Source organism: Bradyrhizobium sp. UFLA06-24 (assembly GCF_054967145.1).
The window spans coordinates 67,575-92,918 of sequence record NZ_JADFUE010000009.1 but is presented as its reverse complement, the minus strand read 5'-3'; the positions used below and the strand labels follow the sequence as shown (position 1 = coordinate 92,918).

The window sequence follows — 25,344 nt, the reverse complement described above, 5'->3', positions numbered from 1 at the left end:
CACGATGAAGCGTACCCTCATCCAGTCGGCAACTATCATCAGCATGGACGATCGCATCGGCCATCTCACGGATGGCGATGTACTGGTAGAGAACGGGCGGATTGCCGAGGTGCGTCCAGGCATCGATCTTGGCAGCGGCGCGGCGGACGCCGAGATTATCGACGGGCGCGGGCGCATCGTCATCCCGGGGCTCATCAACGCGCATATGCACACCTGGCAGACGGGCTTGCGCGGCTTTGCGGCGAACTGGACACTGCTGGAATATTTCCGCCGCATGCATGCCGGGCTCGCGACCCTGTTCACGCCTGATGACATCTACATCGCCACGCTCGTCGGCGCGCTGAACCAGATCAATTGCGGCGCCACCACGCTGGTCGATTGGTGCCACAACAATCCGACACCAGCTCATACCGATGCCGCCGTGCGCGGGCTCATCGATAGCGGCATCCGCGCCGCCTTCTTCCACGGCTCGCCGAAGCCTGAGCCGAAGCCGGGCGAACCGCACTTCTCGGAGGTGCCGCATCCCCGCCGCGAGGTCGAGCGACTGCTGGCCGGCCCCCTCGCCGACCGCAATGGCCTCGTCACGCTCGGACTTGCCGTTCTCGGCCCGCATTATTCGACGCTCGACGTGTCCATGCATGATTTTCGCCTGGCGCGGGAGCTCGGCCTGATCGCCTCGATGCATCAGGGCGGCGGCCCCGCAAAGACGCCGGGCGGCTGGGAGAAGCTGATCGAGGCTGGGCTCGTCGGATCCAACGTCAATATCGTCCATGGCAATGATCTTCCCGATGATCTTCTGCAGAAGCTGATCGATCTCGGCGTCACCTTCTCGGTCACGCCCGAGAACGAGATGATCCAGGGCCACGGCTTTCCAATCACCGGACGGTTGCTCAGGCGAGGGATGCGCCCGACCATCGGCATCGACCTGGAATCCGTGCTGGCCGGCGATCTCTTTTCAGCAGCTCGCGTCGCGCTGTCGATGCAGCGTGCGCTCGACAATGCGGAAACGCGCAAGAACGAGGGGACGATCCCCGCGACGACGACGATCCCGGCGCGCGAGGCGCTCGCCTGGGTCACGACCGAAGGCGCGCGCATGCTCGGCCGAGAGAGCCAGATCGGCTCGCTGACGCCGGGCAAACTCGCCGATCTCGTCGTCATCAATGCTGACGACCTCAATCTCTTTCCGGTCCACGATCCCGTCGCCACCGTGGTGATGCAGACGAGCCTTGCGAATATAGAGGCTGTCATGATTGGAGGCACCTGGAAGAAGCGGAAGGGGAAACTGCTGGTGGATGGGCTTGAGGCGAAGAAGCGGCTGCTGGCGCAATCCGGCCGGCGGCTGGTGCGAGACATCGAACGACAAGGGCATGCCGCGCCATAGCGGCCAACGGACAAGAACAATGACTGATACAAGCAAACAGGTCGCTTTCATCGGCATCGGCAAGATGGGCCTGCCAATGTCGCAACTCGTCGCCAAGGCCGGTTATGCCGTCACTGCTTTCGATCAGAGCGCGGCCCGCCTGAAGGAGGCGCGCGAACAGGGCATCGCCGTCGCAAGCTCGTCCACGGAGGCGGTCGACGGCCGCCCTCTGGTCATCACCTCGCTGCCCGACGATGCCGCCTTGCGCGCGGTGATGCTCGGCCCGGCCGGGCTGGTCGGCGCGATGGCGCCCAAGGCGGTGCTGATCGAGACCAGCACGGTCAGCGCAGAGGCCTCGGCGGAGGTCAATGCCGCTACGCACGCACGCGGCGTCGCCTATCTGCGGGCTCCGGTCTCCGGCAATGCCAGCATCGTGCACACGGGCGCGCTGAGCTGCTTTGTGTCCGGCCCCAAGGACGCGTTCGAAAATGCCAAGCCTCTGTTTGCGAGCTTCACCCGTGCGCAGACCTTTCTCGGCCCGAACGAGGAAGCACGCTACGCAAAGCTTGCGGTCAACCTCATGATCGCAGTCTCGGCTGCCATGATGGCGGAAAGCCTGGCGCTAGCGCGCAAGGGCGGCATCGGCTGGCAGGACATTCTGAAGGTACTGGACGAGAGCGCCGTCGCCTCACCCATGGTGAAGTACAAGACCGCACCGCTGCGCAGCCGCGACTTCGTCTCAAGCTTCTCCTGCAAGCAGATGGCCAAGGACCTCGATCTCATCCTGGGCGCCGGCCATGCCGTCGGCGTGCCGCTGCAGCTTGCAGCGCAAGTACGTGAGACCTATGGCGCGCTCGTCGCGCAGGGCGAAGGCGAGACCGATTTCATCGCGACCGTGAAGCATCTCGAACGGCTGTCCGGTCTCGGTGAGCCCAAACTCTGATCGACGGGAGGCCAATTTGCGAAATTTCAGCGAGACCAACATCACCGACGCCGTGCTCGAACGCATCGCCGGGGCCACCGATCCCCGCATCAAGCAGGTCAGCGAAGCCCTGGTACGTCACCTCCACGCCTTCGTGCGCGAAATCCGGCCGACCCAGAAGGAATGGGAATACGGCATCGACTTCCTGACCCGCACCGGCCACATGTGCGACGACAAGCGGCAGGAATTCATCCTTTTGTCGGACACGCTCGGCGTTTCCATGCTGGTCGATGCGATCAACCATCCCGTGCCTGATGGCGCGACCGAGACCACCGTGCTCGGGCCATTCTTCGTCCAGGCCGCGCCCGAGAAGCAGAACGGCGACGACATCTCAGGCCCCTTGGAGGGCGATCCCATGATCGTCACCGGGTCGGTCTCGACCGCCGACGGCAAGCCGCTCGCCGGCGCCGTGGTCGATGTCTGGCATTCCGACAATGACGGCTATTACGACGTGCAGCAGCTCGACGAGATCGGCGAGCTCGCAATGCGCGCGCGCTTCCACACCGACGCCAACGGCCGCTTCCACTTCTGGTCGATCAAGCCGGCGGCCTATCCGATCCCGCATGACGGTCCGGTCGGCGAGATGCTGGAGGCGCAGGGCCGCCATCCCTGGCGTCCGGCTCATGTGCATTTCATGATCTCCGCGCCGGGCTTCGAGCAGCTCGTCACGCATGTGTTCGTCGCCGGCGACAAATATCTGGACAGCGACGTGGTGTTCGGCGTCAAGGACAGCCTGATCCACGATTTCGTGCGCTGCCCGCCTGGCCGTGCGCCTGACGGTCGCATGGTGGACAACGCCTACTATCACCTCACCTACGATTTCGGCCTGAAGCAGGCCGCAAGCAGCGCGCAGGCAGCGTAAGCCGGACGTAGAATTGACGGGCTGACAACAGTCCGCAACGAAGACGGATAATGGGGAGAGACAATGGGACCGCGGGTCGACAGTGCCGCTTTGGCTGAGCGCCTCACGGGCGTGATCGGTCCGCGTGCGACCACCGCGCGCGGCGTGCTCGACCAGCATGGCCAGAGCGAGTCCTACTACCGCGCCCTGCCCCCCGATATCGTCGTCTTCCCCGAAACCACGGCGGAAGTCGTCGAGATCGTCAAGCTCTGCGCCGGCTCGAACATGCCGATCGTGCCGTTCGGCGCCGGCACCTCGCTCGAGGGCAATGCCTCCGCGGTCGCCGGCGGCGTCTGCATCGACTTCGCGCGCATGAACAAGGTGCTTGCTGTCCACGACAGCGACATGAACGTCGTGGTCCAGCCCGGCATCACCCGTAAGCAGCTCAATGCGGAGCTGCGCGGCACCGGGCTGTTCTTTCCGATCGATCCCGGTGCGGACGCCTCGATCGGCGGCATGACCTCGACGCGCGCCTCCGGCACCATGGCGGTGCGCTACGGCACGATGAAAGACAACATCATGGCGCTGGAGGTCGTGCTGGCCGACGGTCGCGTGATCCGCACCAGTAGGCGCGCGCGCAAATCCGCAGCCGGCTACGATCTGACGCGGCTGTTCGTCGGCGCCGAGGGCACGCTCGGCGTTATAACCGAGATCACACTGAAGCTCCATCCGCTACCGCAGGCGATTTCGGCCGCAGTGTGCAGCTTCGACACGCTGCACAATGCGGTCGATACCGCGATCGGCATCATCCAGGCGGCCATTCCGGTCGCCCGTGTCGAGCTGCTCGACGACGTCATGATCCGCGGCATCAATGCCTATGCCAAGCTCGGCTATCGCGAGGCGCCGACGCTGTTCTTCGAATTCCACGGCTCGGAGAGCGCAGTGGCCGAGCAGGCTGAGCTGGCGCAGGCGATCGCCGCCGAGCATGGCGGTCGCGGCTTCGAATGGGCCAAAGCGGCGGAGGATCGCAGCCGGCTCTGGCACGCCCGTGACAACACGCTCTATGCGGGGCTCGGCCTGCGGCCCGGCGCACGCGCCGTCATCACTGATGTCTGCGTGCCGATCTCGCGTCTGGCGGAATGCCTGACCGATACGCGTAAGGATGCCGATGAACACGGTTTCACCGCGCCCATCGTCGGCCATGTCGGCGACGGCAATTTCCACATGTTGATCCTGGTCGATCCCGCAAGACCTCAGGAGATCGACGGCGCCAAAGCGCTGCAGGCCCGCATGGTCGCCCGCGCCATCGCGATGGACGGCACCTGCACCGGCGAGCACGGCATCGGCCTGGGCAAGATCGACTACCTCGCCGATGAGCTTGCTGAAGCCGTCGACGTCATGCGCTCGATCAAGACCGCGCTCGATCCCCAGGGATTGATGAACCCCGGCAAGATCTTTGCGGGAGCGCGGCCATGAACGTCCACGTGAACGTCCCCGGCGAAACCTCGGCGGTGCCGCTGCTCCAGTTGCGCGGCATCAGCAAGGAGTTTCCGGGGGTCAAGGCGCTCGACGACGTGTCCTTTGCGCTCTACCCCGGCGAAGTGCACATGCTGCTTGGCGAAAACGGCGCGGGCAAATCGAGCCTGATGAAGGTGCTGTGCGGCGCCTATAGTGCCGATGCAGGCGAGTTCTTCTACAAGGGCGAGAAGGTCACCATTGCATCCACGGCGGACGCGCAGAAGCTCGGCATTGCCGTGATCTTCCAGGAGTTCTCCCTGGTCCCCTATCTCGACATCGCACAGAACATCTTCCTGGGACGCGAGCCGAAGGGCCGTGTTCCAGGCACGATCGACCGCCGCAAGATCCTGACCGACGCCAAGCGGCTGCTCGACACGATCGGCTTCGACATCGATCCGTCCATCATCGTCAACACACTCGGCGTCGCCCAGCAGCAGATGGTCGAGATCGCCAAGGCCATCAGCCAGAACGCGCGCATCCTGGTCATGGACGAGCCGACAGCCGCGCTCTCCGACCGCGAGACCGAGCTGTTGTTCGCACTGATCGCCCGGCTGAAAGCCGACGGCGTCTCCATCGTCTACATCTCGCACCGCATGGCTGAGGTGTTCGCACTCGGCGATCGCATCACGGTCCTGCGCGACGGCCGCCGCATCGACGGCGTCAAGCCGGCCGACGTGACGCCCGACCAGCTCGTCCGCATGATGGTTGGCCGCACCGTCGACATGACCTACCCGCGCAATTTCGCCGGCAGGCCCGGCGAGGTGCTACTCGAGGTCAAGGGCCTGAGCGCGCCGAGCGGCATTTCCGACATCAACATCGAAGTGCGCCGCGGCGAGATCGTCGGCCTCTGCGGCTTGGTCGGGTCCGGGCGCACTGAAGTCGCGCGCGCGATTTTCGGCGCCGATCCGGTAGCCTCGGGAGAGATCGTGTTCGACGGCAAGCCGATCTCGGGCGAGCCTGATATCGCCGCCCGCCGCGGCATCGCGCTGATCCCGGAAAGCCGCAAGAGCGAGGGCCTCGCCCTGCTGCGTTCGGTCGGCGACAATCTCGTGGTCTCGGCGTTACGAAAGCTGTTCCCAAGCGGATTGTTCGATCCGCGCAGCAGCCAGCGCACCGCCGACGGCCTGATCCGGCAGCTCCGCATCGCCACCCCGAGCGCGCGGCAGATGGTGGGCCTGTTGTCGGGCGGCAACCAGCAGAAGGTCGTGATCGGCAAATGGCTGGCGGCTGGGGCAAAGCTCTTCATCTTCGATGAGCCGACCCGCGGGATCGATGTCGGCGCCAAGTCCGAGATCTTCGCGCTGATCGACCGGCTGGTCGCCGAAGGCGCGGCTGCGCTGATGATCTCCTCCGAGCAGGTCGAGATCTGCCATGTCTGCGACCGCGCCTATGTGATGCGCGAGGGGCGCGTCGCCGGGCACTTGAGTCGCAACGAGCTGACCGAGGAGAATATCGTGCGATTGGGGATGCATCATGCGTGAGGTCGCGATCGTCTCGCAAGCAAATCCGCTGCAGCGCATTCCCGGCGTCGCCATCGTGCTGGGTGCGCTGATCGTGCTGTTCGGCGCGATCGCGCCCGGCTTCCTCACCGCGGCCAATCTCTCGAACGTGCTGGTACAGTCGACCATCCTGACCATGCTGGCGCTGCCGATGACGCTGATCATCATGACCGAGGGCCTCGACCTCTCGATGGGCGCGGTGTTGACGTTGACCTCGCTCTGCGTCGCGATCGTCTCGCTCGCGACCAAGTCGATGCTGCTCGGCCTCGGCGCCGGCGTCCTGGTCGGCGCTACCTTCGGCACCGTCAACGGCTGGCTGGTTGCGATCCTGGGTATCCCGCCTTTCGTGGCCACGCTCGGCACCCTCGGAATGGCGCAAGGCCTGTCGCTGATCGTCTCCGACGGCCAGAGCGTGGTCGGCATTCCCCACAGCGTCCGCGACATCTATTCGGCGACGCTAGCAGGCATTCCCCTGCCGATCGTGCTGGCGCTCGTGACTTACGCCGTCTTTCACGGCCTGCTCTATCACACCCGCTTCGGCACCTACGTGTTTGCCCTTGGCGGTAACCGCGAGGCGCTCCGCTATGCCGGCCTCTCGCCGAACCGGCTGCTGATCGCGGTCTACGCGCTCGGCGGCACCATGGCCGGCGTCGCCGGCCTCTTGATGACCGCCCGGATGAATTCAGGGCATCCGACCGCGGGCCTCGGGCTCGAATTCGACGCGATCGCAGCGGTCGCGGTGGGCGGCACCTCGTTCGAGCGCGGCAATGGCTGGCTGCTCGGCACACTCTTGGGCGTCATTGCCGTTGGCGTGCTGCGCAACGGACTGAACCTGATCTCGCTGCCCTCCTCGGTGCAGGTCGCCAGCGTCGGCGTCCTCGTCATCGTCGCACTTTTCCTCGACGGCCTCAGGAGCCGCGCATGACCGACATCACCAAGGAGGCGCTGTCGCCGCCGCGTTCCTTCCTGTCGCAGGACGCGATCCAGCTGTTCTACCGGTTGCTCGCCGTGCTGCTGATCTGCGCCGTGCTGGCCATCTTGAACGACTCTTTCCTCAGTCTCGGCAACATCCTCAACGTGCTGCGCCAGGCGAGCCTCACCTTCTTCATCGCCTCCGGACTGACCCTGGTGGTGCTCACCGCCGGCCTCGATCTCTCCGTGGGCGCCAACGTGGCGCTATCAGCCTGCATCGCCGGGACCGTGATCCACACCACGGGATCGCCAGCGCTCGGCATCCTGACGGGCCTCGGCTGCGGCGGCATGGTCGGCCTGCTCAACGGCATCATGGTGACGGCGCTGCGCATCCCCTCCTTCATCGCCACCTACGGCATGCTCTGGGTGCTGAACGGGGTGACCTATTGGTACATGGCGGGCGAAACGCTGCACGGCTTTCCGGCCGGTTTCCGTCAGATCGGCAGCGGCTATCTTTTCGGTCTGCCGATCCCGGTATATCTGCTGCTCGTGTTCCTCGGGATCGGAACGCTGTTTGCCCAGCGCACGATTTGGGGCCAGGAGATCTACGCGATCGGCGCCAATCCGGTTGCCGCGCGCCTCTCCGGCATCCCCGTCGCGCGACGCCTGCTGCTGGTCTACGCCGTATCCGGCACCATGGCCGGGCTCGCCTCGATCATCTTCCTGTCGCGGCTCAACTCCGCCGAGGCCGACATCGGCGAAAGCCTGACGTTGCCGGCGATCGCGGCCGTGCTGATCGGCGGCACCTCGCTGTTCGGCGGCGTCGGCACCGTGTTCGGCACCTTCGTCGGCGCGCTGATCCTGACGCTGGTGCTGAACGGCATGAACCTGCTCTCGGTCAGCGCCAATTGGCAGCCGCTGGTCACTGGCATCATCGTGATCGTCGCGGTCTGGCTCGACATGAAGACCCGCCGCCGCACGTAGTGAATTCTCAACCAATCCAACAAACCAAAAAGGGGATGGAGACGACATGAAACAGAGACTTGAACAGAGGCTTGGCTATCTCGCACTGCCGCTGCTGATGGCGGCCGCGTTCGCCACGCAGGCGCGCGCCGACGGCGAGACCATCGCGGTGTTCACCAAGAACCAGACCAACCCGTTCTTCCAGACGGTGCGGGTCGGCGCCGACACCATAGCGAAGGCGTTGAACGCCAAGACACTTCAGTACATTCCGACCAAGCCCGACTCGATCCCCGAGCAGCTCAGCCAGATCGAGGACGTCGTGGTGAAGAAACCGAGCGCGATCGTCTTCACCCCGGTCGACTACAAGGCGATGGTGCCGGGTGTCGAGAAGATCAACGACGCCAAGATTCCCGTCGTCAACATCACCGACCGCTCCGCCGGCGGCAAATTCCTCTCGTTCGTCGGCGCCGACGATTACAGCCTCGGGCTTGAGACCGCGCGCTTCCTGCTCAAGACGCTGGGCGGCAAGGGCAACATCGTCATCATCGAGGGCGTCAAGGGCTCGCTCACCAATGTCGACCGCGTCCGCGGCTTCAATGACGCGCTCAAGGAGAACCCGGGCGCCAAGCTGCTCGCCTCGCAGCCCGGCAATTACCAGCGGCTCCAAGCGCTCCAGGTCATGGAAAACCTGATGCAGTCGAACCAGCAGATCGACGGCGTATTAGCTGCCAACGACGCCATGGCGGTCGGCGCGATCGAGGCGCTCGAGGGCGCCAACCGCAAGGCACAGGTGATCGGCATCAACGGCACCAAGGAGGCGATCGACGCCATCAAATCCGGTAAGCTGCTGGCCAGCGGCGATTACAACGGCTTCTTCCAGGGCTGCCTCGGCACCATGATGGCGATCCGCGCCTTGCGCGAGCAGCCTGTGATCGCCGAAATCGTGCTGAAGCCGACGGTCATCACCAAGGATAATTACCAGCCGTTCGACACACCGCTCGAGCAGCGCACCTGCCCCACCTTCGAAGAGGCCGGCAAGCTCAGCGCGAAGTAGCCTCGTCCCGTTCTCATCAAGCCATGGGACGGCTGATGACACAGCCGTCCCCAAGAAGACTGGAGACATCATGTTGTTTGCCATCCATGCCATCGACCGCACCGGCGCCCTGCCGACGCGCCTTACCAATTACGATGCCCACAAGGCCTTCCTCAGCAACACCTCCCAGTTCGGCATCAAGATCGTGATGTCGGGACCACTGGTCGCGGATGACGGCGCCACGATGATCGGCAGTCTGTTCCTGATCGAAGCCCCAAGCCGCAGCGACGTCGAGGCCTTCAACCGCGCCGATCCGTTCGCGGCGGCCGGCATCTGGGAGAAAGTGACGATCACCGGGTTTCTACGGCGGCAGGGCTGAGCAGCGGCGCGCTCCCCAACGCGAAAAACCCCAGCGCTGGCGGGCGCTGGGGCGTTTCAAGAAAATGGATTGGTAAGGCAATGACGCCTCTATAGCAGCGCGTTTCACGGCAGCTTGTGAACTGGTTCACATATCCGCGGGAGGTCCAGACTATTTGTCATCCCCTGGCACTATCGCCGCCGCGACTTCCGCGGGAACAGCCGATCGCGGATGTAGCGCGAGGTCGCGGTCAGGCGGATCCCGCGCGGCTTCTGCCAGGCGGCGCGGTCGATCTCTTTCTTGTCGCCGATCGCCAGGCGCCCCTTGGCGCTCTTGGCGATGAAGATCGCATCGCTCATCCTTCGCCCCGAACGCTTGTTCTTGGCCTTCACCTCTTTCCAGAGGCTGATCCGGCCGAGCTTCAACTTCGGCAGCTCTTCCTTGATTTCACGCCGCAGGCAGGCCTTCTCGGTCTCGCGCGCTCGCTTGCGGCCGCCGGGGAACATCCACAGGCCGTCCGACCGTCGCCGAACCAACAGAACCTTGCCGCGCCTGGCGGCCACCAGCTTGGAAGACTTCGCCATTCCCGTCGCAAACCAACAAAAGAATCTGGTTGCTATCGTAACTTGTCTATTTCGTTAGACAAGTTCGATGGTTGCTCCGGTCGACGCCGCCAGGCGCAATTGTCCACATCTTGCGACGTGACGCGCGATCAGGTCTCGTCGGCGATGGGCGGCTCAGCGGCCCGCTTCGACGCCGTCCCGATCCACGCCGCCGCCATCTCCCAGGCCACCGACAGGATGATCGGGCCGATGAACAGGCCGACAATGCCGTGAGCGAGCGTGCCGCCGATCACGCCGACGAAGATCACGATGGTCGGCGTGTTGAGACCGCGTCCCATCACCAGCGGCTTGAGCATGGTGTCGATGAAGCCGACGACGACAAAGAACACGGTGAGCACCAGCGCCGTGGTGACGTCCTTGGCGGTCCAGATCCAGATGATGACGGGCAGCAGAACGAGGAAGGCGCCGATCTGCACGATCGACAGCAGCAGCACGATGAAGGCGAGCAGGCCCGCGCTCGGCACCGCCGCGAGCTTGAAGCCGATGCCGGCGAGCAGCGCCTGCACGATCGCGACACCGATCACGCCCTGCGCCACGGCGCGGATGGTGGCGCCGCCGAGCTCGAGGAAATGCTCGCTCTGCTCGGGCACGATACGCGACAGAAAGCCGCGCCCGGCCGCAACCAGCCGGGGCCCATGCGGAAACAGGAAACCGGCCACGAACACCGAGACCAGGAACTGCAGCGTGCCGAGGCTGGCATCGCCCGCGAGCACCAGAAGCGGTCCCGCCAGCGGTTGGAGATACGGCGCGACCTCGCGCAATACGGCGCGGATGTTGGTATAGGCCTGGTCCCAGAGCTCGTAGAGGGTGGGACCGATCAGCGGCCACGATTTGATCTGCTCGGGCGCGGACTGGAGCGCGAGGTCACCGGTGCCGAGCTGGTGCGCAAGCTCCCTCACCCCGTCCACGGCGCTGAGGCCGAGCCAGGTGGCTGGCCCGAGAACGATACCAAGCGTGACCAGGGTCAGGATGGCAGCTGCGGTCTTGGGCCGTCCGCCCAGCATTTTGGCGACCCAGCTGAACGCCGGATAGAACGCGACGGCGAGGACGAAGCTCCAGGCCAGGATCGGCACGAAGGGACGGATGATCAGGAAGGTCCAGATGATCAGCAGCGCCAACAGGCCAAGCCGGATCACGAGCTGAATGACGTCCTCGCCCGTCAGGAGCTGACGCAGACTTTTCACAGGCACAGCTTTCCTTGCGGCATCAACGCGGGTTCCGGCGCTTGCGCGGGCATGCGTTATTGCCAGCCTCGGGCCGCCCGTCAAGACGAGCGGGTCTGGGCGCCGCTGACCCGGCCGGTCCGGGAGCCCTCCTCGGCCCCTGAAAAATACGACAGGATTGGCGCCCCGCGCCGGTTTTCCTAACAGCGATTAACCGGATTTCCTCCGACCGGTTTACGCCGATGCAAAGGCTCGCACCTAGGCTCGCGCCAGTGCATCCAAGAACACCGAAGTGCAATGGCCAACAGCATCTGGACGACCGAAGAATTCACCTGCGCGGGCTGCAGCATGACCTACACCGCGACGCGGGAAGAGCACAGCGAAGCGCATACCGGCAGCTTCAAGTGCAGCATCTGCAGCGGCGTGGTGCACAGCTGGTCCGGCAAGCATCATTTCTTTGGCTGGCAGGCGGTGAAGACGAAGCCAGCCGTATTCGGACGGCGCTGGGCGGGGGTGCAGTATTAGGCCGAGGCAGCGGGCAGCGGCGCTCGTTTGAACGTGCAAGATCACGGACGAACGTCTAGACTCGTCAATCAGTATCGCCTGCGGGTGACGTCGAGCTGGATGGAGATCGGGTCGGTCTGGATTTGATCCCCCATTGGCCGGCCGGTACACGTCACGGCCGCCGCTGCGCCAATGACCTCCTCTGAGACTCGAAAGCGACCGATGCTGCCAAGAACGATCCGTGCCTTGCTGCTGGTCGCCGCGACGATTGCCCCACCTCAAGCTAGCGCCAACGATTCCACTGCCGAGCTGGCCACCGGCGGCCTGATCTTCACCCGCTCGCCCGACATCGAGATGCGATCGGAAGATCTATTCATCTCGATGACCGAAATCCGGGTCCAGTATAGGTTTTTCAATCATTCGAGCCGCGACGTCGTCACGCAAGTCGCCTTCCCGATGCCCGACATTTCGTTCGGGATGGACTCGGACATCGCGATCCCGACCAACGATCCTGAAAACATCCTCGGCTTCAGCACCACGGTGAACGGCTCGCCGGTCGCAGCCCTGGTCAAGCGCAAGGCGCTCCTGAACGGCATCGACAAGACTGAAACGCTGAAAACCCTGAATGTGCCCCTGGCGCCGCAAAACGGGCAAAAGCAGGATCATCTTTCCCAGGAGACCTGGGACCGGTTGATCCGCGAAGGTCTGATCGAGGATACGCCGCGTGCCGATGGATACATGACGCCAAAATGGGTCTTGAAGACCACCTATCACTGGCAGCAGAGATTCCCCGCCGGCCAGGAGGTCTCCGTCTCCCATCGCTATTTGCCAAGCGTCGGCGGCACCGTGCCGATGTCGGCGTCCACGTTCCTCGACAACCCGTCAATCCTCCAGATCGAGCGGTCGAAGGGGCTCAATCGCTTCTGCGTCGATCAGGATTTTCTCAACTCCATGGTCCGCTCGCCCAATTTGAACTGGCAGCAGAACTATATGGAATACATTCTGGTGACCGGTGCGAACTGGTCTGGACCCATCAGGGAATTCCGCCTGGTGGTCGACAAGGGCGCGCCGGCAAATCTCCTCAGCTTCTGCGGACAGGGCGTTCGAAAAATCAGCCCGACCCAATTCGAGGTCCGCGCCTCGAACTTTGTCCCGAGCGCCAATATCAGCCTTCTGATTCTCAAGCCCGAGCGTGCCGATCCAGCCGCCGCGCGGGATGCCGATGGATCTCAGAACGTGGCAGACCAGCCTTGCGAGCAGCTGTGGCAGCAACGGAACAGCATCTTCAAAGCCGGCGGCTATTGCTTTCGTACGCCACGCGCCATTGCCGCATTTGGCAATGCGGGATGCAAGTACGACAATATCCTCGACGTTCCTCTGTCGGCCCGGGACCGGCAGGTGGTCAACGACATCCAGCGGATCGAGCGGATCAAGGCCTGTCCGCGCTAGCAGCGCATCATTGCGGTCTGCACGAACTGCGGCTTTTGCCCGGCTGCAGCTCCGGCTAAGCTTTGCTCCCCAAAATAAAAGCCGAAACCCAATGACCGCTCCCTTCGTCCCGCAGATCGCCCTCTACCGCAGCTGGCTTGCCGAGCAGCGCGGACTCACATTCTCGACTTACGAGGAGATGCGGCAATGGTCGGTGCGCGATCTCGATGCGTTTTGGCGCAGCATCTGGGACTATTACGATCTGCAATCGCCGACGCCGTTTGCAGCCGTCATCACTGAGCGCAAGATGCCCGGCGCAGTCTGGTTTCCCGGCGCGCAGGTCAATTACGCCCGGCAGGTGTTCCGGCATGTGGACGCCGCGCACGCCGCCGGCCTGCCCGCGATCGTCAGCAGCGGCGAAGACGGCCGGCTTGTCGAGACGAGCTGGCCGGAGCTGCGACGTCGAGCCGCTGCGCTCGCGCTGCACCTGAAGGACCAGGGCGTCCGGCCAGGCGACCGCGTCGCAGCCTATCTGCCCAACATCCCCGAGACCATCATCGCGTTTCTCGCCAGCGCCAGCATCGGGGCGGTCTGGAGCCTCTGTGCCCCCGACATGGCCGCGCCCGCTGTGATCGACCGCTTCAAGCAGATCGAGCCGAAGGTGCTGATCGCCTGCGACTCCGTGACCTATGCCGGGCGCAGGCACGACCGCAAGGACGTCGTCGCCGAGCTGCGGCGATCGCTGCCGTCAGTCGAGCATGTCATCCTGCACAGCGAGGCCGCCGCACCAGCAGCGCCGGACGCGCAGCTCTCAGACACCACCGCAAGGACGGGCGCCGCGATCGACGCATTCGAGCCGATGTGGCTGCCGTTCGATCATCCGCTGTGGATCGTCTATTCCAGCGGCACCACCGGCCTGCCCAAACCGATCGTGCACGGCCACGGCGGCATCGTCATCGTCGTACTGGCTCTGCTCGGCCTGCACAACGACCTCGGCTGCTCCTACCACCCGAACTCGTTCGGCGAGCGCTATCACTGGTACTCGTCGACGGGCTGGATCATGTGGAATAGCCAGGTCGGCGGGCTGCTCAGCGGCACCACCTGCTGCATTTTCGACGGCAGCCCCGGCGGCACCAAGGACAAGCCGGACTGGTCCACGCTGTGGCGCTTCGTGGCGCAATCGAAAGCGACCTTCTTCGGCGCGGGCGCGGCGTTCTTCGCGAGCTGCGCCAAGGCCGAGATCGATCTCGCCGCCGCCGGCGATCTGTCGCGGCTGCGCTGCCTCGGCTCGACTGGCTCGCCGCTCAGCGCCGACACCCAGGCCTGGTTCAACGACCGCTTCGCCGCACTCTCGAAGTCAAACGGCAGCACCGCGCAGGCCGACATCTGGTGGGCGAACATCTCCGGCGGCACCGACTTCGCCGGCGCCTTCATCGGCGGAAACCGCGAATTGCCGCAGACACCTGGCGCGATGCAGTGCCGACTGCTCGGAGCTGCGGTCGAAGCTTTCAGCGAGCAAGGCCGCGCCGTGATCGACGAGGTCGGCGAACTCGTCTGCACCGAGCCGATGCCGTCGATGCCGCTCTACTTCTGGAACGACAAGGACGGTGCGCGTTACCGCGCCAGCTATTTCGAGACCTATCCCGACAATTTCGACGGCAGCGGCCGCGGGCCGGTGTGGCGGCACGGCGACTGGCTCAAGGTGAATCCGGACGGCTCCTGCGTGATCTACGGCCGCAGCGATGCCACCATCAACCGGCACGGGCTGCGCATGGGCACCAGCGAGCTCTATGCCGCCATCGAGGCACTCCCCGAAGTGCTCGACAGCCTCGTCGTCGACCTCGAATATCTCGGCCGCGACAGCTACATGCCGCTGTTCGTGGTGCTCCGCGACGGCGTTGCCTTCGACGATACGATGCGGGACAAGATCAACAAAGCGATCGAGGCCGGCCTCTCCCGCAGATTCCTGCCGAACGAGATCTTTGCCGTCGCCGAGATCCCGCGGACGCTGTCGGGCAAGAAGCAGGAACTGCCGATCAAGAAGCTCCTGCTCGGCCATCCCGTCGAGAAGGTCATCAACAAGGAGGCGATGGCCAATCCGGCCTGCCTTGACTGGTATCTTGCGTTCGCGCGCGACCATCTGGCGCGGAACAAGGCGTGATGCGAGATCGGCCCAATTGCGCCGGTCACGTTTGGAGTCCGTTCACCGATCGCCGCTAGATCAGACGGGATCCTCCGCAACGAACCCCAGCAATGGCCGACCTCAACGCCGTCCTCACCAGGCTCAATGACCGCCTGCTCCGCCTTGAAGGCGAGCTGTTCGTGCTGCGCTCGCTGGCGCGTGCCACGCTGACGGCAGGTGACGATCACGCCGCGCGGATGCGCAAGCTGGTCGAAGCCGCCAAGGTCGCGCTCGATGACGAGGCCAAACGTGAGCTCGACAAGCCGACGCGCAAATATGTCGACGCGGCAACGGCGCTGGTCGAGGAATTGCTGGTCGAGCCGACCCCGGCGCGGCCGCTCTTCACCGTGATCGATGGCGGCCGACGCGACTGAGCGCGTCAGATCCGACGGACCGTATCGGTATCGGAGGATTCGGCCTTCAGCCGGCTGAGGCCTTCCTCGATAATCGCGATCTCTTCGTCGATCTTGCTGATCGGCAGGCTGAAATCGTAGCTGCCCGACCTGCTCTTCAAATCGACGGCGAGCCGCTGCCTGTGCATCATCAGCTCGTCCAGGCCACGGCGGTTCTTCAGCCGCACATAGGCATCCACGATCTGCGCAATCGCATTCGACATGAAATCGGTCCCGGCAAAAATGCCCGCGCGACGCACCCACGCCGGCGGGACATTCTTGGTGTCGCGGTACGCAATACAAATCCGCGACGGATTCGTCGATACGACAGCGAAGTTGAGAACGCGTTACCGTTTGATGATTTCGCGATGGCAGGAACAACAAAACCCCCCCGCGATCAAGCCGGTGGCCTAAGTCGGCTTGGAAAGCAGATCCGGGATGAAATTTGGCCAGCCGCGTCATTCCTCCCGCCCCCTGGCATTGTTGATAACCGGCGCAAATGCGGCGCGGGTGGTGACACGACGGCCTGACGTGTTATCGGAGGGATGACGCAGCTGCGAGACGGATCGGACACCCATGCGCATTACCCTCGTCGGCTCCCGCCATTTCGGCGTGACCACCCTGAACATGCTCCGCGAGCACGGCGTCGGCATCGTGCGGGTCGTGGTCGCTGACGCCGAGGACCGCTTGGCTGCGGCCGCGAAGGCCGCCGGAATCGAGGTGGTTGTACAGGCAAACCCGAAGCTGGTGGTCGCCTCGGAGATTGCGCCCGATACCGATCTGATCATCACCGCCCACAGCCATGCCCGGATCGGCAAGGACGCGTTGGCGGCAGCGAAGCTGGGCGGCATCGGCTATCATCCCTCGCTGCTGCCGCGCCACCGCGGCAAGGCCGCGGTGGAATGGACCATCAAGGAAGGCGATCCGATCGCCGGCGGGACGATCTATCACCTCGCAGACCGCATGGACGCCGGCGCCATCGCCGCTCAAGACTGGTGCTTCGTCAGAAAAGGTGAGACCGCGCGCGAGCTCTGGGAGCGTGCGCTGGCCCCGCTCGGCCTCAAGCTGCTGGCCGACGTGATCGATTATGCCAAGGTGCACAAGGCCCTCCCGTCCAAGCCCCAAGACGAGCAGTTCGCCACCTCGGCGCCCAGCTTGTCTTAGGCGCCCATTCCGAGTCGCTCCCGACGTTAACGATTAACGCCAAGGGCCCTTGATTTCGCTTCCAAAATTGGAGCCGAAAACCCAAATAAACCATTGTTTCTGTCTCTTATACACATCTGACGCTGCCGACGAACGATGTGTATAAGAGACAGAGTTATTACCGCTACCCTCGCCGCCCCGGCGGTCGCCCAGACCCCCTACGATGGCAATTGGCAGGTCACCATCGTGACCAAGACCGGTTCCTGCGAGCCGACCGCAAGCTCGATGCTGACGGTTGCCGACGGCAAGATCACCGCGCCTGGCGCTAACGTTTCCGGCACCATCGGCAGCGGGGGTCTTGTGAAAGTTTCGATCAATGGTGCATATGCTAACGGTCAACTCAGCGGCAACGCCGGATCGGGGAAGTGGAATGGAGCATCTGCAGGCATACCGTGCAGCGGGCGGTGGGAAGCATCGCGCCAATAAGCTATTCGGAACGAACCTCCTTAATCGGCGGCTGCTCATGACGGCCGCCGTTTTGTTTGTGACAGCTGTTGCCGGCTCGGAGAGCAAGGCCCAGTCGGGTCCCTTCGCCCCGATGGCGGGCAGCTGGAGCGGCGGCGGCACCGTGACGCTGGATGACGGCTCGACCGAGCGGATCCGCTGCCGGGCCAAATACGCCCCGATTGGCCCCACCATGGAGATGTCGCTGACCTGTGCCAGCGACGCCTATAAGTTCAACCTCGCCGCCAACGTGAGGGCCGAGGGAAGCGCCATCACCGGCAGTTGGTCCGAGGCCAGCCGCAATATCTCCGGCTCACTCCAGGGCCGCGGCGGCGGCGGGAACTTCGAGGTCGTCGCCTCTGCCGCCGGTTTCAACGCCAACATCGCGCTGAGGACGAGCGGCAACAAGCAGAGCGTCACGATGCGCGCGGACAGCCAGTTCCGCGGCGCCAACATCTCAATGTCGCGCTGACAGAGCCGCCCTCGAGACATCGACCCGGCGACCTCGCCGGGTCGATTTTTTATGCGCCAGGCACGAACGCCGTGACCTCGATCTCGACCTTGGCTCTGGGGTCGACGAGGCCGCCGATATAGAGCAGCGTCGAGGGCGGGAAGTTGCGCCCAAGCGTCTCCTTCCAGGCCGCACCAATGCCGGCGCCTGCGGCCTCATATTCGCTGCGGCTGGTCAGATACCAAGTCAGGCGCACGATGTGGTCGGGGCCGGCACCGGCCTCCGCAAGGAGCTTGACGATCCGCTGCAGCGCGGTCGCGACCTGGGCCGCCATGTCGGGATCATAATTGCCGGTCTCGTCGCCGCCGGTCTGCCCGGCCAGCACGACCCAGCGACCCGGCCCCTCCGTCACCACACCATGTGAAAAGCCGCGCGGTTTTTTCCATTCGGCCGGCTGCAAGATGCGCATGGGCGGAGATCTCCGGATTTTTTGTTGATCTGCGCTGCCTTACCACGCCGCTGCGCATCGCTGCATCAGCAGATTTGGCCGTTGCAAACACCGGCGATGTCGCCGATACCGGCCTTCGCTCAGGTTCGATCTCCCATCCCGCACCGATGAGCGCAACACCGTCCAAAACGATGGCCGCCCTTTGGATGGCTGGATGGCTGTCCCTGATGCTGGTCATGGCGGTCGCCGGGCGCGAGACCACGCGTGACCTGAGCGTCTTTCAGATCATGGAGGTGCGCTCGCTGATCGGATTCACGTTGCTGCTGCCGATCGTCTATCGGGCCGGCGGCTTCAAGGCGATCAAAACCAAACGCCTGCCTCAGCACCTCGCACGCAACGGCGTGCATTATTTCGCGCAGCTCGGCTGGTTCTATGCGCTGACGCTGATCGGTATCGGCCAGGTTGTCGCGATCGAATTCACGATGCCGATCTGGACCGCGCTGCTCGCCGCAACCTTCCTGTCCGAGCGTATGACGAGCTGGAAGATCGCCGCGGTCGTCCTCGGCATCGTCGGCGTCGTTATGATCGTGAGGCCCGCTACCGGCGAGATCAATCCGGGCCAGTTAATCGCGCTTGGGGCTGCGATCGGCTTCAGCATCTCGATGGCCCTGGCAAAGTCGTTGACGCGGACCGAAAGCGCCTTGTCGATCCTATTCTGGATGATCGTGGTGCAGATGGTCATGGGCCTGCTGCCGACGCTCTATGTTTGGACCTGGCCATCAGCCACGCTCTGGGGGTGGCTCTTCGTGATCGGGGTCTGCGGCACTTTTTCGCACTATTGCCTCGCCAGCGCGCTGCGGTACGCGGATGCGACCATCGTGGTCCCGATGGACTTCCTGCGGGTTCCCCTCACTGCGACCGCCGGCTGGCTGCTCTATTCGGAGCGGCTCGACGCCTGGACCGTGCTGGGCGCGGCCTTGATCCTGTTTGGCAATCTCCTGAATTTGAAGCCGATCGCGCCGGTTCCTGCCCGCGCACAGTGAACCCCGCCGCGGCCTCGCGCGACACATCAGAGTGGTCGAGCGTGATTTGGATCACGTTGGAGCGGGCATTCCGGCGTGCGCATTCGGCCACACGGCAACAGGTTGAACCAAACGTCCCGTCGTTTGGGTGGCGTGAAGTCGGGCAGTTCGTGTAGCTTCGCCGCCAATTTGTTGCTGCCTCCAATTCGATTCTGGGGATTCAGATGCGAACTCTCACCATCATCGTTTCGCTGATGTGCATGGCGCTGTCGGTCAGCGCCGCGAAGGCGGACCGCCGCGTCGCTTTCGTCGTCGGCAATGGCGCCTACAAGAACGTCGCGCAATTACCGAACCCGCCGATCGATGCCAAGGCAATGGCATCGACGCTGCGCAATGTCGGCTTCGAAGTGATCGAAGGATCCAACCTCACGCGCGACCAGATGACCGAGAAGCTGCTGGATTTCGGCCGCAAGGCGCAGGGCTCCGATATCGCGGTGTTCTATTATGCCGGCCATGGCATCGCCGTCGGCGGCACCAACTATCTCCTGCCCGTCGATGCCGACATCAAATCGGAAATGGACGTCAAGCTCGGGGCCGCCATCAACATCGACCTCACGCTCGACCAGACCATGGGCGATGCCAAGGTCAAGCTGGTGTTCCTTGACGCCTGCCGCGACAATCCGTTCGCCGCCAAGATCAAGTCGAACTCCGCCACCCGCAGCGTCAACGTGGGAAGCGGCCTTGCCGAGATGAAATCGGGCGAAGGCACGCTGATCGCGTTTGCCACCGGCCCCGGCCAGACCGCGCTCGACGGCCAGGAAGGCAACAACAGCCCGTTCACCCGCGCGCTGATCGACAACATCACCAAGCCCGGCGTCGAGATTCAGCAGGCGATGACCTCTGTGCGCGCCCAGGTCAATGAAGAGACCCACAAGGGCCAGCTGCCCTGGGGGCACACCAATCTGATCGGCGCGGTCTACCTCAACCAGGGGCCGGCGACTCAGGTGGCCAACGCAGCACCGACAGCAACCGCCGCGCCTGCCGCAGCGACAGCCGGCTCCGAGGCTGAAGTCGAGTTCTGGCGCTCGGTGAAGGAATCCAACAAGCCGGAAGAGCTGAACGCCTACCTCTCCGCCTATCCCAACGGCCAGTTCAAGCCACTGGCGCTGGCCCGGCTTGCGGCGATCCAGAACGGTCCATCGACCACGACCCGCAACCTCAATGCCGGCGTCGATCCCGCCACCTTCACCGACGACCCCAGCCAGCTCACAGAGGACCAGATCGGCCTGGACAAGGGGCAGCGCCGCGACGTGCAGCGCCGCCTCAACGGCCTCGGCTTCGACACCAAGGTGACCGGCGTGTTCAACGACGAGACCCGGTCGGTGCTGAAGCGCTGGCAGGCCGCCCGCGGTTATCCGTCGACCGGCTTCCTCAACAGGCTGCAGCACAAGGCCCTGCTCTCCGAGATCGTGGCCTCGACAACGACTGCCAGTGAGGACAGCCCGAAGCCGGCGCGGCGCGCCGCGCCCGTGCAGAGCGCGCCCGCGCCCCGCCACAGCGGTGGCGGCGATGCCGGCGCCGCGTTCGTCGGCGGCGTGGTCGGCGGCATGATGGGCGGCATGTTCCGCCACTGAGCCCTGACCAGAGCGCAAAACACAAAAGCCCGGCTCGCGCCTCGCGCCGGGCTTTTTCATTGTTGCGACGAAGGACGTTACTTCCCCGCCGCCTTGCGCAGCGCCTCGTTGATGCGATCCTGCCAGCCGGGGCCACCCTCCTGGAAGAACTCGAGCACGTCCTGATCGATGCGCAACGTCACCTGCTCCTTGATGCCGGGAACCGCGTTTGACTTCGGCGGCGCCGCGGCGACCTTGGCGGTCACCTTCTTGAACGCTGCCTCGGCCTCGGTCCTCGCGTCGCCAAGCGTCCGCGGACGCCTCGGTTGATCCGCCATGTGCTAGATTCCTTCAAACAGAGCGGTCGAAAGATAGCGCTCTGAGAAGGACGGCACGATAGCCAGGATGGTTTTTCCTGCAGCTTCCGGCCGCTTGCCGATCTGGAGCGCGGCCGCGATCGCGGCGCCTGAGGAGATGCCACCCGGAATGCCCTCATGCCGCGCCAACGCCCGCGAAGTCTCGATGGCCGTTGTCGAGTTGATCTTGACGATCTCGTCGATCACGGAGCGATCGAGAATGTCAGGCACGAAGCCTGCGCCAATGCCCTGGATCTTGTGGGGCGTGTGCTGGCCGCCTGACAGCACCGGGCTTTCCTCCGGCTCGACCGCGACCACCCGCAAGGATGGCTTGCGCGGCTTCAGGACCTGACCGACACCGGTGATAGTGCCTCCGCTACCGACGCCGGCGACGAAGTAGTCGATATTGCCTGCGGTGTCGTTCCAGATCTCTTCCGCCGTGGTGCGACGATGCACTTCGGGATTGGCGAGGTTCTTGAACTGCTGCGGCATCACCGAGTTCGGTGTCGTCTTCAAAAGCTCTTCGGCGGCCGCGATCGCGCCCTTCATGCCCTGCGCGGCCGGCGTCAGCACCAGTTCGGCGCCGAGGAAGGCGAGCATCTTGCGCCGCTCGATCGACATGGATTCCGGCATCACCAGCTTCAAGCGGTATCCGCGTGAGGCCGCGACAAAGGCGAGCGCAATACCGGTATTGCCGGAGGTCGGCTCGATCAGCACGGTGTCGGGCTTGATGATGCCCGCCTTCTCCATGGCGATGATCATGGCCGCACCGATGCGGTCCTTCACGCTCGCGGCCGGATTGAAATATTCAAGCTTTGCCAGAATGGTCGCATTGACGCCGTGCATGCCCGGCAACCTGCGCAAGCGCACGATCGGCGTGTCGCCAAAAGCCTCGACGATCGAGTCATAGACCCGGCCGCGACCCGGTTGGTGCGCTGCACCCGTGGTGGACGTTGCATCCATGACGAACTCCTCTTGGCAACAATTTGCACTTCTGGCAGAGCGCTTGCACAGTTACGGTCAGCGTGTGACCACACGCAAGCGGCAATGCGGCACATGTTAAATACGCTGCATCGCAAAACCGCGTGAGCTTTAATTAGCAGAAAACCAACGCATTTGTGTTGCGACCTCGTCAACTGATTCTGCTTATGTTAGACTTAGGTCTCGAAGCAGGGAGGTCACCACGATGTCAGCTATCGCTGAAGTGTTGCCGACCGTCACGCCAAGGCGCGATCCGCGTTGCAGCGAGTTGCCCACCTGTCCCGTCTGCGCCGACTCCATGGTCGCCGCCGAAGCTTCCGCCTACATCTCGGACCATATGATCAGTTATCTCTGGACCTGCGACAATTGCGGCTATGGCTTCGTGACCAAGCACGCCGTCAAGCAGCGACTTGTCTGCAATTGATCAGCGCGGGGCGATATCGCCCCTCGCCCAGTCCTCGCGCGTACGCTGGTAGAACTCTTCAAATGTTCCGTGTGCGATCGCGTTCCTGATGCCCTGCATCAGGAACTGATAATATGCGATATTGATTTCCGACAGTAACATGGCCCCGAGGGTCTCGCCGGCCTTGACGAGGTGGTGCAGATAGGCGCGCGCGTAATTGCACGCCGACGGCCATGAACTCTCTTCATCGAGCGGACGTGGATCGTCGGCGTGGCGCGCATTGCGCAGGTTCACCTGACCAAAACGCGTGAAGGCGACGCCGTGGCGGCCATTACGCGTCGGCATCACGCAATCGAACATATCGACGCCGCGCTTGACCGCCTCGAGAATGTCATCAGGCGTGCCGACGCCCATGAGGTAACGCGGACGATCCGTTGGCAGCGCCGGCGCTGTTTCGTCGATCATCGCCAGCATCACCGCCTGCGGCTCGCCGACGGCCAGACCGCCGATCGCGTAACCGTGAAAGCCGATTTCGACGAGGCCTTGCGCGCTGGCATGACGCAGCTGCGGGACATCGCCGCCTTGAACGATGCCGAACAGCATGTAGCCGTCGGGCGCGCTCTCGAAGGCGCGCTTGCTTCGTTCGGCCCAGCGCAGCGACAACCGCATCGCGCGGTCGATGTCGTCGCGCTCCGCCGGCAGCCGGACGCATTCATCCATCTGCATCGCGATATCGGAGCCGAGCAGGCGCTGCACCTCGATCGAGCGTTCCGGCGACAGCTCGATCTTGGCGCCGTCGATATGCGAACGGAAGGTGACGGCGTGCTCGCTGATCTTGCGCAGGTCCGACAGCGACATGACCTGGAAGCCGCCGGAATCGGTCAGCATCGGCCCGTTCCAGCCGGTGAAGCGCTGCAAGCCGCCGAGGCCATTGATGCGCTCCGCGCCGGGTCGCAGCATCAGATGATAGGTGTTGCCGAGCACGATGTCGGCGCCGGCCTCGCGGACCTCGCGCCAGTGCATGCCCTTCATGGCGCCGGCGGTGCCGACCGGCATGAAGGCGGGCGTCCACACCACGCCATGCGGCGTGGTCAGGCGGCCGGTGCGCGCGGCGCCATCGGTGGCAAGCAGCTCGAAATGATTGGGAAGATTCATGGCGTGCTTATTGCGTGTCGAGGCGGCCCAATCAACCCGCACGATGCCCCAGACTGGGACAGCGTTGACGCGGACGTGATCCGCGACGGCCTTGTTAAACAAAACGATACAGTATAGTTTAATAGCGGGGACTGGACGAGACGCTGTGGCAACATTGCCGGCAGCTGTAAATGCGTGATCGTCAGCCAGCGACCAATGCCCCTCCCCATATGTTCGACCGACATGTCCGCCACTCCCGATGGCCGGGCGACGCGGACAGGCGCCCGCCCGATCGGGGCGCTGGTGCTGGCGTGCAGTCTGGCGCTCACCGCCTGCACTTCGCTGCCCCGCACGCCCTACACGGCGGCGGATGCCAGCGCCTCTCGCGTGCTCGATATCGACGGCTTGCGCCGCTATGCCGACGAACCCGTCACCAGATTCAACTTCGAGCAGGACAAGGCGACCGGGAGCAGAACCTACCTGGCGCTATCAGGCGGCGGCGCCGATGGCGCCTATGGCGTCGGCGTCCTGAACGGCTGGACTGTGGCGCATAACCGCCCAACTTTCTCCGTCGTTTCTGGCGTGAGCACCGGCGGCCTGATCGCGCCCTTTGCGTTCCTTGGATCGCAATATGACGACACGCTGCGGGAGCTCTACACCAGCGGCATCGCCGAGAGCCTGCTGAACGATCCCAGCATCATGCGCGTGCTGTTCGGTTCCGGCCTATTCGGCAATACGCGGCTGCGCGAACTGGTGGCGCGCTACGTCGGGCCGGAGATCCTGTCTCAGGTCGCGCGCGAGAACGCCAGGGGACGGCGTTTATTGGTCGTCACCACCGATCTCGACACCCAGCGCACCGCGATCTGGGACATGGGCAAGATCGCCGCGGTCGGCACGCCTGAAGCGCTCAAGCTGCTTCGCGACGTGATGGCCGCCTCCGCCAGCATTCCCCTGGTGTTTCCGCCGATCATGATCGAGGCCGAAGGCGGCGGGCGCAGGTTTCAGGAGATGCATGTCGACGGCGGCGTGACGGCCCCGGTGCTGACCTTGCCGGAAGCTCTGCTGCTCCAGGGGCGCCTGCCCGGCAACGCGAAGATGGACATCTACATCCTCGTCAACAAGAAGATCGAGCGCAATTTCGAGCTCGTCGCCAACAGCACGATCGACGTCGCCTCACGCAGCCTGTCCTCCATCACGCAGTCGCAAACACGCTCGATCATCTTGTCGACCTATGATTTCGCCCAGCGTAACCATCTCGGCTTTCATCTCTCCTATATCGAACGCGACTATCCAGCGCCTCCTTCCGAGGGATTCGACACCGCCTATATGCGGGCGCTTTACCAATACGGATACGAGAAAGCGGCCGCCGGCCAGGCCTGGACCTCGCGGATGCCCTGAGATCCGCCCTCAGGAACGACGGTGGTGCAAGTCCGTTGACGATACGGCCAATTCGGCCAGATTCGCGATGACGCCCCGGTTGCTGCGCGTTATACAGCAATGAACATTGGCAACATGGCGCAAGAATCATTGG

At 64.1% G+C, this 25,344-nt stretch carries 27 protein-coding genes; 20 read left to right on the top strand and 7 right to left on the bottom strand.

Annotated elements, in window-relative coordinates:
* Positions 1-4 precede the first annotated feature (4 nt).
* The 9 genes from IF809_RS10455 (at position 5) to IF809_RS10415 (ending at position 9,487) form a co-directional block, all read left to right on the top strand.
* Positions 5-1,381, top strand: coding sequence for an amidohydrolase family protein (locus IF809_RS10455; RefSeq protein WP_462837525.1), 1,377 nt, complete (start codon positions 5-7; stop codon positions 1,379-1,381).
* Positions 1,382-1,400: 19 nt separating this feature from the next.
* Positions 1,401-2,303, top strand: coding sequence for an NAD(P)-dependent oxidoreductase (locus IF809_RS10450; protein ID WP_462837524.1), 903 nt, complete (start codon positions 1,401-1,403; stop codon positions 2,301-2,303).
* A 16-nt stretch (positions 2,304-2,319) separates the two neighbouring features.
* Entirely contained in the window at positions 2,320-3,204 is an 885-nt protein-coding gene (locus tag IF809_RS10445) for an intradiol ring-cleavage dioxygenase (protein ID WP_462837523.1), read from the top strand.
* Between the two features lie 63 nt (positions 3,205-3,267).
* Positions 3,268-4,659 carry an FAD-linked oxidase C-terminal domain-containing protein gene (locus IF809_RS10440; protein ID WP_462837522.1) on the top strand — a complete coding sequence of 464 codons (1,392 nt, stop codon included), beginning with the start codon at positions 3,268-3,270 and terminating at the stop codon, positions 4,657-4,659.
* Complete coding sequence (locus tag IF809_RS10435; protein WP_462837521.1) at positions 4,656-6,182, top strand: sugar ABC transporter ATP-binding protein; 1,527 nt, start codon at positions 4,656-4,658, stop codon at positions 6,180-6,182. The genes IF809_RS10440 and IF809_RS10435 overlap by 4 nt, the downstream gene beginning before the upstream one ends.
* Positions 6,175-7,125: an ABC transporter permease gene (locus IF809_RS10430; protein WP_462837520.1), complete on the top strand. Its 951-nt coding sequence runs from the start codon at positions 6,175-6,177 to the stop codon at positions 7,123-7,125. Before IF809_RS10435 ends, IF809_RS10430 begins: the two co-directional genes overlap by 8 nt.
* Positions 7,122-8,096 (top strand): ABC transporter permease, encoded by a 975-nt coding sequence (locus tag IF809_RS10425; protein WP_453978828.1) that lies wholly within the window; start codon positions 7,122-7,124, stop codon positions 8,094-8,096. Before IF809_RS10430 ends, IF809_RS10425 begins: the two co-directional genes overlap by 4 nt.
* Before the next feature lie 46 nt (positions 8,097-8,142).
* Positions 8,143-9,129 (top strand): sugar ABC transporter substrate-binding protein, encoded by a 987-nt coding sequence (locus tag IF809_RS10420; RefSeq protein ID WP_462837519.1) that lies wholly within the window; start codon positions 8,143-8,145, stop codon positions 9,127-9,129.
* Between the two features lie 70 nt (positions 9,130-9,199).
* A complete protein-coding gene (locus IF809_RS10415) occupies positions 9,200-9,487 on the top strand; it encodes a YciI family protein (protein ID WP_462837518.1) in 288 nt (95 codons plus the stop codon).
* Positions 9,488-9,657: 170 nt separating this feature from the next.
* Here IF809_RS10415 and IF809_RS10410 read toward each other — a convergent pair whose 3' ends face one another.
* Both IF809_RS10410 and IF809_RS10405 read right to left on the bottom strand, forming a co-directional pair.
* A complete protein-coding gene (locus IF809_RS10410) occupies positions 9,658-10,050 on the bottom strand; it encodes an NUDIX hydrolase (RefSeq protein ID WP_092290501.1) in 393 nt (130 codons plus the stop codon).
* A 128-nt stretch (positions 10,051-10,178) separates the two neighbouring features.
* Positions 10,179-11,279: an AI-2E family transporter gene (locus tag IF809_RS10405; RefSeq protein WP_128966346.1), complete on the bottom strand. Its 1,101-nt coding sequence runs from the start codon at positions 11,277-11,279 to the stop codon at positions 10,179-10,181.
* Positions 11,280-11,549: 270 nt separating this feature from the next.
* Here IF809_RS10405 and IF809_RS10400 point away from each other — a divergent pair, with 270 nt between their 5' ends.
* The 4 genes from IF809_RS10400 (at position 11,550) to IF809_RS10385 (ending at position 15,740) form a co-directional block, all read left to right on the top strand.
* A complete protein-coding gene (locus tag IF809_RS10400; protein ID WP_453978825.1) occupies positions 11,550-11,777 on the top strand; it encodes a hypothetical protein in 228 nt (75 codons plus the stop codon).
* Positions 11,778-11,978: 201 nt separating this feature from the next.
* On the top strand, positions 11,979-13,205 hold the full coding sequence (locus IF809_RS10395; RefSeq protein ID WP_462837517.1) for a DUF4424 family protein: 1,227 nt from the start codon (positions 11,979-11,981) through the stop codon (positions 13,203-13,205).
* Positions 13,206-13,296: 91 nt separating this feature from the next.
* Positions 13,297-15,345: an acetoacetate--CoA ligase gene (locus IF809_RS10390; RefSeq protein ID WP_462837516.1), complete on the top strand. Its 2,049-nt coding sequence runs from the start codon at positions 13,297-13,299 to the stop codon at positions 15,343-15,345.
* Between the two features lie 92 nt (positions 15,346-15,437).
* Positions 15,438-15,740, top strand: a complete 303-nt coding sequence (locus IF809_RS10385; RefSeq protein WP_011087444.1) for a hypothetical protein — start codon at positions 15,438-15,440, stop codon at positions 15,738-15,740.
* Between the two features lie 5 nt (positions 15,741-15,745).
* Here the strand turns inward: IF809_RS10385 and IF809_RS10380 are convergent, their stop codons facing one another.
* The gene (locus IF809_RS10380) at positions 15,746-15,982 is read right to left on the bottom strand and encodes a hypothetical protein (RefSeq protein WP_128966350.1); all 237 of its coding nucleotides are present in this window, start codon (positions 15,980-15,982) and stop codon (positions 15,746-15,748) included.
* 352 nt (positions 15,983-16,334) lie between these two features.
* On the opposite strand from IF809_RS10380, the gene IF809_RS10375 reads away from it, so the two are divergent.
* The 3 genes from IF809_RS10375 to IF809_RS10365 all read left to right on the top strand — a co-directional run bounded on the left by IF809_RS10375 (position 16,335) and on the right by IF809_RS10365 (position 17,877).
* Entirely contained in the window at positions 16,335-16,922 is a 588-nt protein-coding gene (locus tag IF809_RS10375; RefSeq protein WP_128966351.1) for a formyltransferase family protein, read from the top strand.
* 135 nt (positions 16,923-17,057) lie between these two features.
* Positions 17,058-17,387, top strand: coding sequence for a hypothetical protein (locus IF809_RS10370; protein ID WP_462837515.1), 330 nt, complete (start codon positions 17,058-17,060; stop codon positions 17,385-17,387).
* Positions 17,332-17,877, top strand: coding sequence for a hypothetical protein (locus IF809_RS10365; RefSeq protein ID WP_164938699.1), 546 nt, complete (start codon positions 17,332-17,334; stop codon positions 17,875-17,877). The genes IF809_RS10370 and IF809_RS10365 overlap by 56 nt, the downstream gene beginning before the upstream one ends.
* Positions 17,878-17,926: 49 nt before the next feature.
* Here IF809_RS10365 and IF809_RS10360 read toward each other — a convergent pair whose 3' ends face one another.
* The gene (locus tag IF809_RS10360; RefSeq protein ID WP_453978820.1) at positions 17,927-18,325 is read right to left on the bottom strand and encodes a RidA family protein; all 399 of its coding nucleotides are present in this window, start codon (positions 18,323-18,325) and stop codon (positions 17,927-17,929) included.
* Positions 18,326-18,471: 146 nt separating this feature from the next.
* Here IF809_RS10360 and IF809_RS10355 point away from each other — a divergent pair, with 146 nt between their 5' ends.
* Positions 18,472-19,347, top strand: coding sequence for a DMT family transporter (locus IF809_RS10355; protein ID WP_462837575.1), 876 nt, complete (start codon positions 18,472-18,474; stop codon positions 19,345-19,347).
* A gap of 203 nt (positions 19,348-19,550) precedes the next feature.
* Positions 19,551-20,960 (top strand): caspase family protein, encoded by a 1,410-nt coding sequence (locus IF809_RS10350; protein ID WP_462837514.1) that lies wholly within the window; start codon positions 19,551-19,553, stop codon positions 20,958-20,960.
* A 77-nt stretch (positions 20,961-21,037) separates the two neighbouring features.
* Here the strand turns inward: IF809_RS10350 and IF809_RS10345 are convergent, their stop codons facing one another.
* Positions 21,038-21,277: a BrnA antitoxin family protein gene (locus IF809_RS10345; protein WP_092290515.1), complete on the bottom strand. Its 240-nt coding sequence runs from the start codon at positions 21,275-21,277 to the stop codon at positions 21,038-21,040.
* Between the two features lie 3 nt (positions 21,278-21,280).
* Entirely contained in the window at positions 21,281-22,258 is a 978-nt protein-coding gene (gene cysK, locus IF809_RS10340) for a cysteine synthase A (protein WP_462837513.1), read from the bottom strand.
* 223 nt (positions 22,259-22,481) lie between these two features.
* On the opposite strand from cysK, the gene IF809_RS10335 reads away from it, so the two are divergent.
* Entirely contained in the window at positions 22,482-22,700 is a 219-nt protein-coding gene (locus IF809_RS10335; protein WP_462837512.1) for a hypothetical protein, read from the top strand.
* Here the strand turns inward: IF809_RS10335 and tgt are convergent, their stop codons facing one another.
* Positions 22,701-23,834: a tRNA guanosine(34) transglycosylase Tgt gene (gene tgt, locus IF809_RS10330; RefSeq protein WP_462837511.1), complete on the bottom strand. Its 1,134-nt coding sequence runs from the start codon at positions 23,832-23,834 to the stop codon at positions 22,701-22,703. It abuts the gene before it with no gap.
* 222 nt (positions 23,835-24,056) lie between these two features.
* Between tgt and IF809_RS10325 the strand changes: the two genes are divergently transcribed.
* On the top strand, positions 24,057-25,211 hold the full coding sequence (locus IF809_RS10325; protein ID WP_462837510.1) for a patatin-like phospholipase family protein: 1,155 nt from the start codon (positions 24,057-24,059) through the stop codon (positions 25,209-25,211).
* The last annotated feature ends 133 nt before the right edge of the window (positions 25,212-25,344 follow it).

Coding starts and splice junctions, on each gene's coding strand:
- IF809_RS10450 (WP_462837524.1), top strand. CDS start 1,401: ATGACTGATACAAGCAAACAGGTCGCTTTCATCGGCATCGGCAAGATG.
- IF809_RS10350 (WP_462837514.1), top strand. CDS start 19,551: ATGCGAACTCTCACCATCATCGTTTCGCTGATGTGCATGGCGCTGTCG.
- IF809_RS10420 (WP_462837519.1), top strand. CDS start 8,143: ATGAAACAGAGACTTGAACAGAGGCTTGGCTATCTCGCACTGCCGCTG.
- IF809_RS10425 (WP_453978828.1), top strand. CDS start 7,122: ATGACCGACATCACCAAGGAGGCGCTGTCGCCGCCGCGTTCCTTCCTG.
- IF809_RS10370 (WP_462837515.1), top strand. CDS start 17,058: ATGTGTATAAGAGACAGAGTTATTACCGCTACCCTCGCCGCCCCGGCG.
- IF809_RS10335 (WP_462837512.1), top strand. CDS start 22,482: ATGTCAGCTATCGCTGAAGTGTTGCCGACCGTCACGCCAAGGCGCGAT.
- IF809_RS10385 (WP_011087444.1), top strand. CDS start 15,438: ATGGCCGACCTCAACGCCGTCCTCACCAGGCTCAATGACCGCCTGCTC.
- IF809_RS10440 (WP_462837522.1), top strand. CDS start 3,268: ATGGGACCGCGGGTCGACAGTGCCGCTTTGGCTGAGCGCCTCACGGGC.
- IF809_RS10380 (WP_128966350.1), bottom strand. CDS start 15,982: ATGTCGAATGCGATTGCGCAGATCGTGGATGCCTATGTGCGGCTGAAG.
- IF809_RS10375 (WP_128966351.1), top strand. CDS start 16,335: ATGCGCATTACCCTCGTCGGCTCCCGCCATTTCGGCGTGACCACCCTG.
- IF809_RS10430 (WP_462837520.1), top strand. CDS start 6,175: ATGCGTGAGGTCGCGATCGTCTCGCAAGCAAATCCGCTGCAGCGCATT.
- cysK (WP_462837513.1), bottom strand. CDS start 22,258: ATGGATGCAACGTCCACCACGGGTGCAGCGCACCAACCGGGTCGCGGC.
- tgt (WP_462837511.1), bottom strand. CDS start 23,834: ATGAATCTTCCCAATCATTTCGAGCTGCTTGCCACCGATGGCGCCGCG.
- IF809_RS10360 (WP_453978820.1), bottom strand. CDS start 18,325: ATGCGCATCTTGCAGCCGGCCGAATGGAAAAAACCGCGCGGCTTTTCA.
- IF809_RS10355 (WP_462837575.1), top strand. CDS start 18,472: ATGAGCGCAACACCGTCCAAAACGATGGCCGCCCTTTGGATGGCTGGA.
- IF809_RS10415 (WP_462837518.1), top strand. CDS start 9,200: ATGTTGTTTGCCATCCATGCCATCGACCGCACCGGCGCCCTGCCGACG.
- IF809_RS10400 (WP_453978825.1), top strand. CDS start 11,550: ATGGCCAACAGCATCTGGACGACCGAAGAATTCACCTGCGCGGGCTGC.
- IF809_RS10390 (WP_462837516.1), top strand. CDS start 13,297: ATGACCGCTCCCTTCGTCCCGCAGATCGCCCTCTACCGCAGCTGGCTT.
- IF809_RS10410 (WP_092290501.1), bottom strand. CDS start 10,050: ATGGCGAAGTCTTCCAAGCTGGTGGCCGCCAGGCGCGGCAAGGTTCTG.
- IF809_RS10455 (WP_462837525.1), top strand. CDS start 5: ATGAAGCGTACCCTCATCCAGTCGGCAACTATCATCAGCATGGACGAT.
- IF809_RS10365 (WP_164938699.1), top strand. CDS start 17,332: ATGGAGCATCTGCAGGCATACCGTGCAGCGGGCGGTGGGAAGCATCGC.
- IF809_RS10345 (WP_092290515.1), bottom strand. CDS start 21,277: ATGGCGGATCAACCGAGGCGTCCGCGGACGCTTGGCGACGCGAGGACC.
- IF809_RS10435 (WP_462837521.1), top strand. CDS start 4,656: ATGAACGTCCACGTGAACGTCCCCGGCGAAACCTCGGCGGTGCCGCTG.
- IF809_RS10325 (WP_462837510.1), top strand. CDS start 24,057: ATGTCCGCCACTCCCGATGGCCGGGCGACGCGGACAGGCGCCCGCCCG.
- IF809_RS10395 (WP_462837517.1), top strand. CDS start 11,979: ATGCTGCCAAGAACGATCCGTGCCTTGCTGCTGGTCGCCGCGACGATT.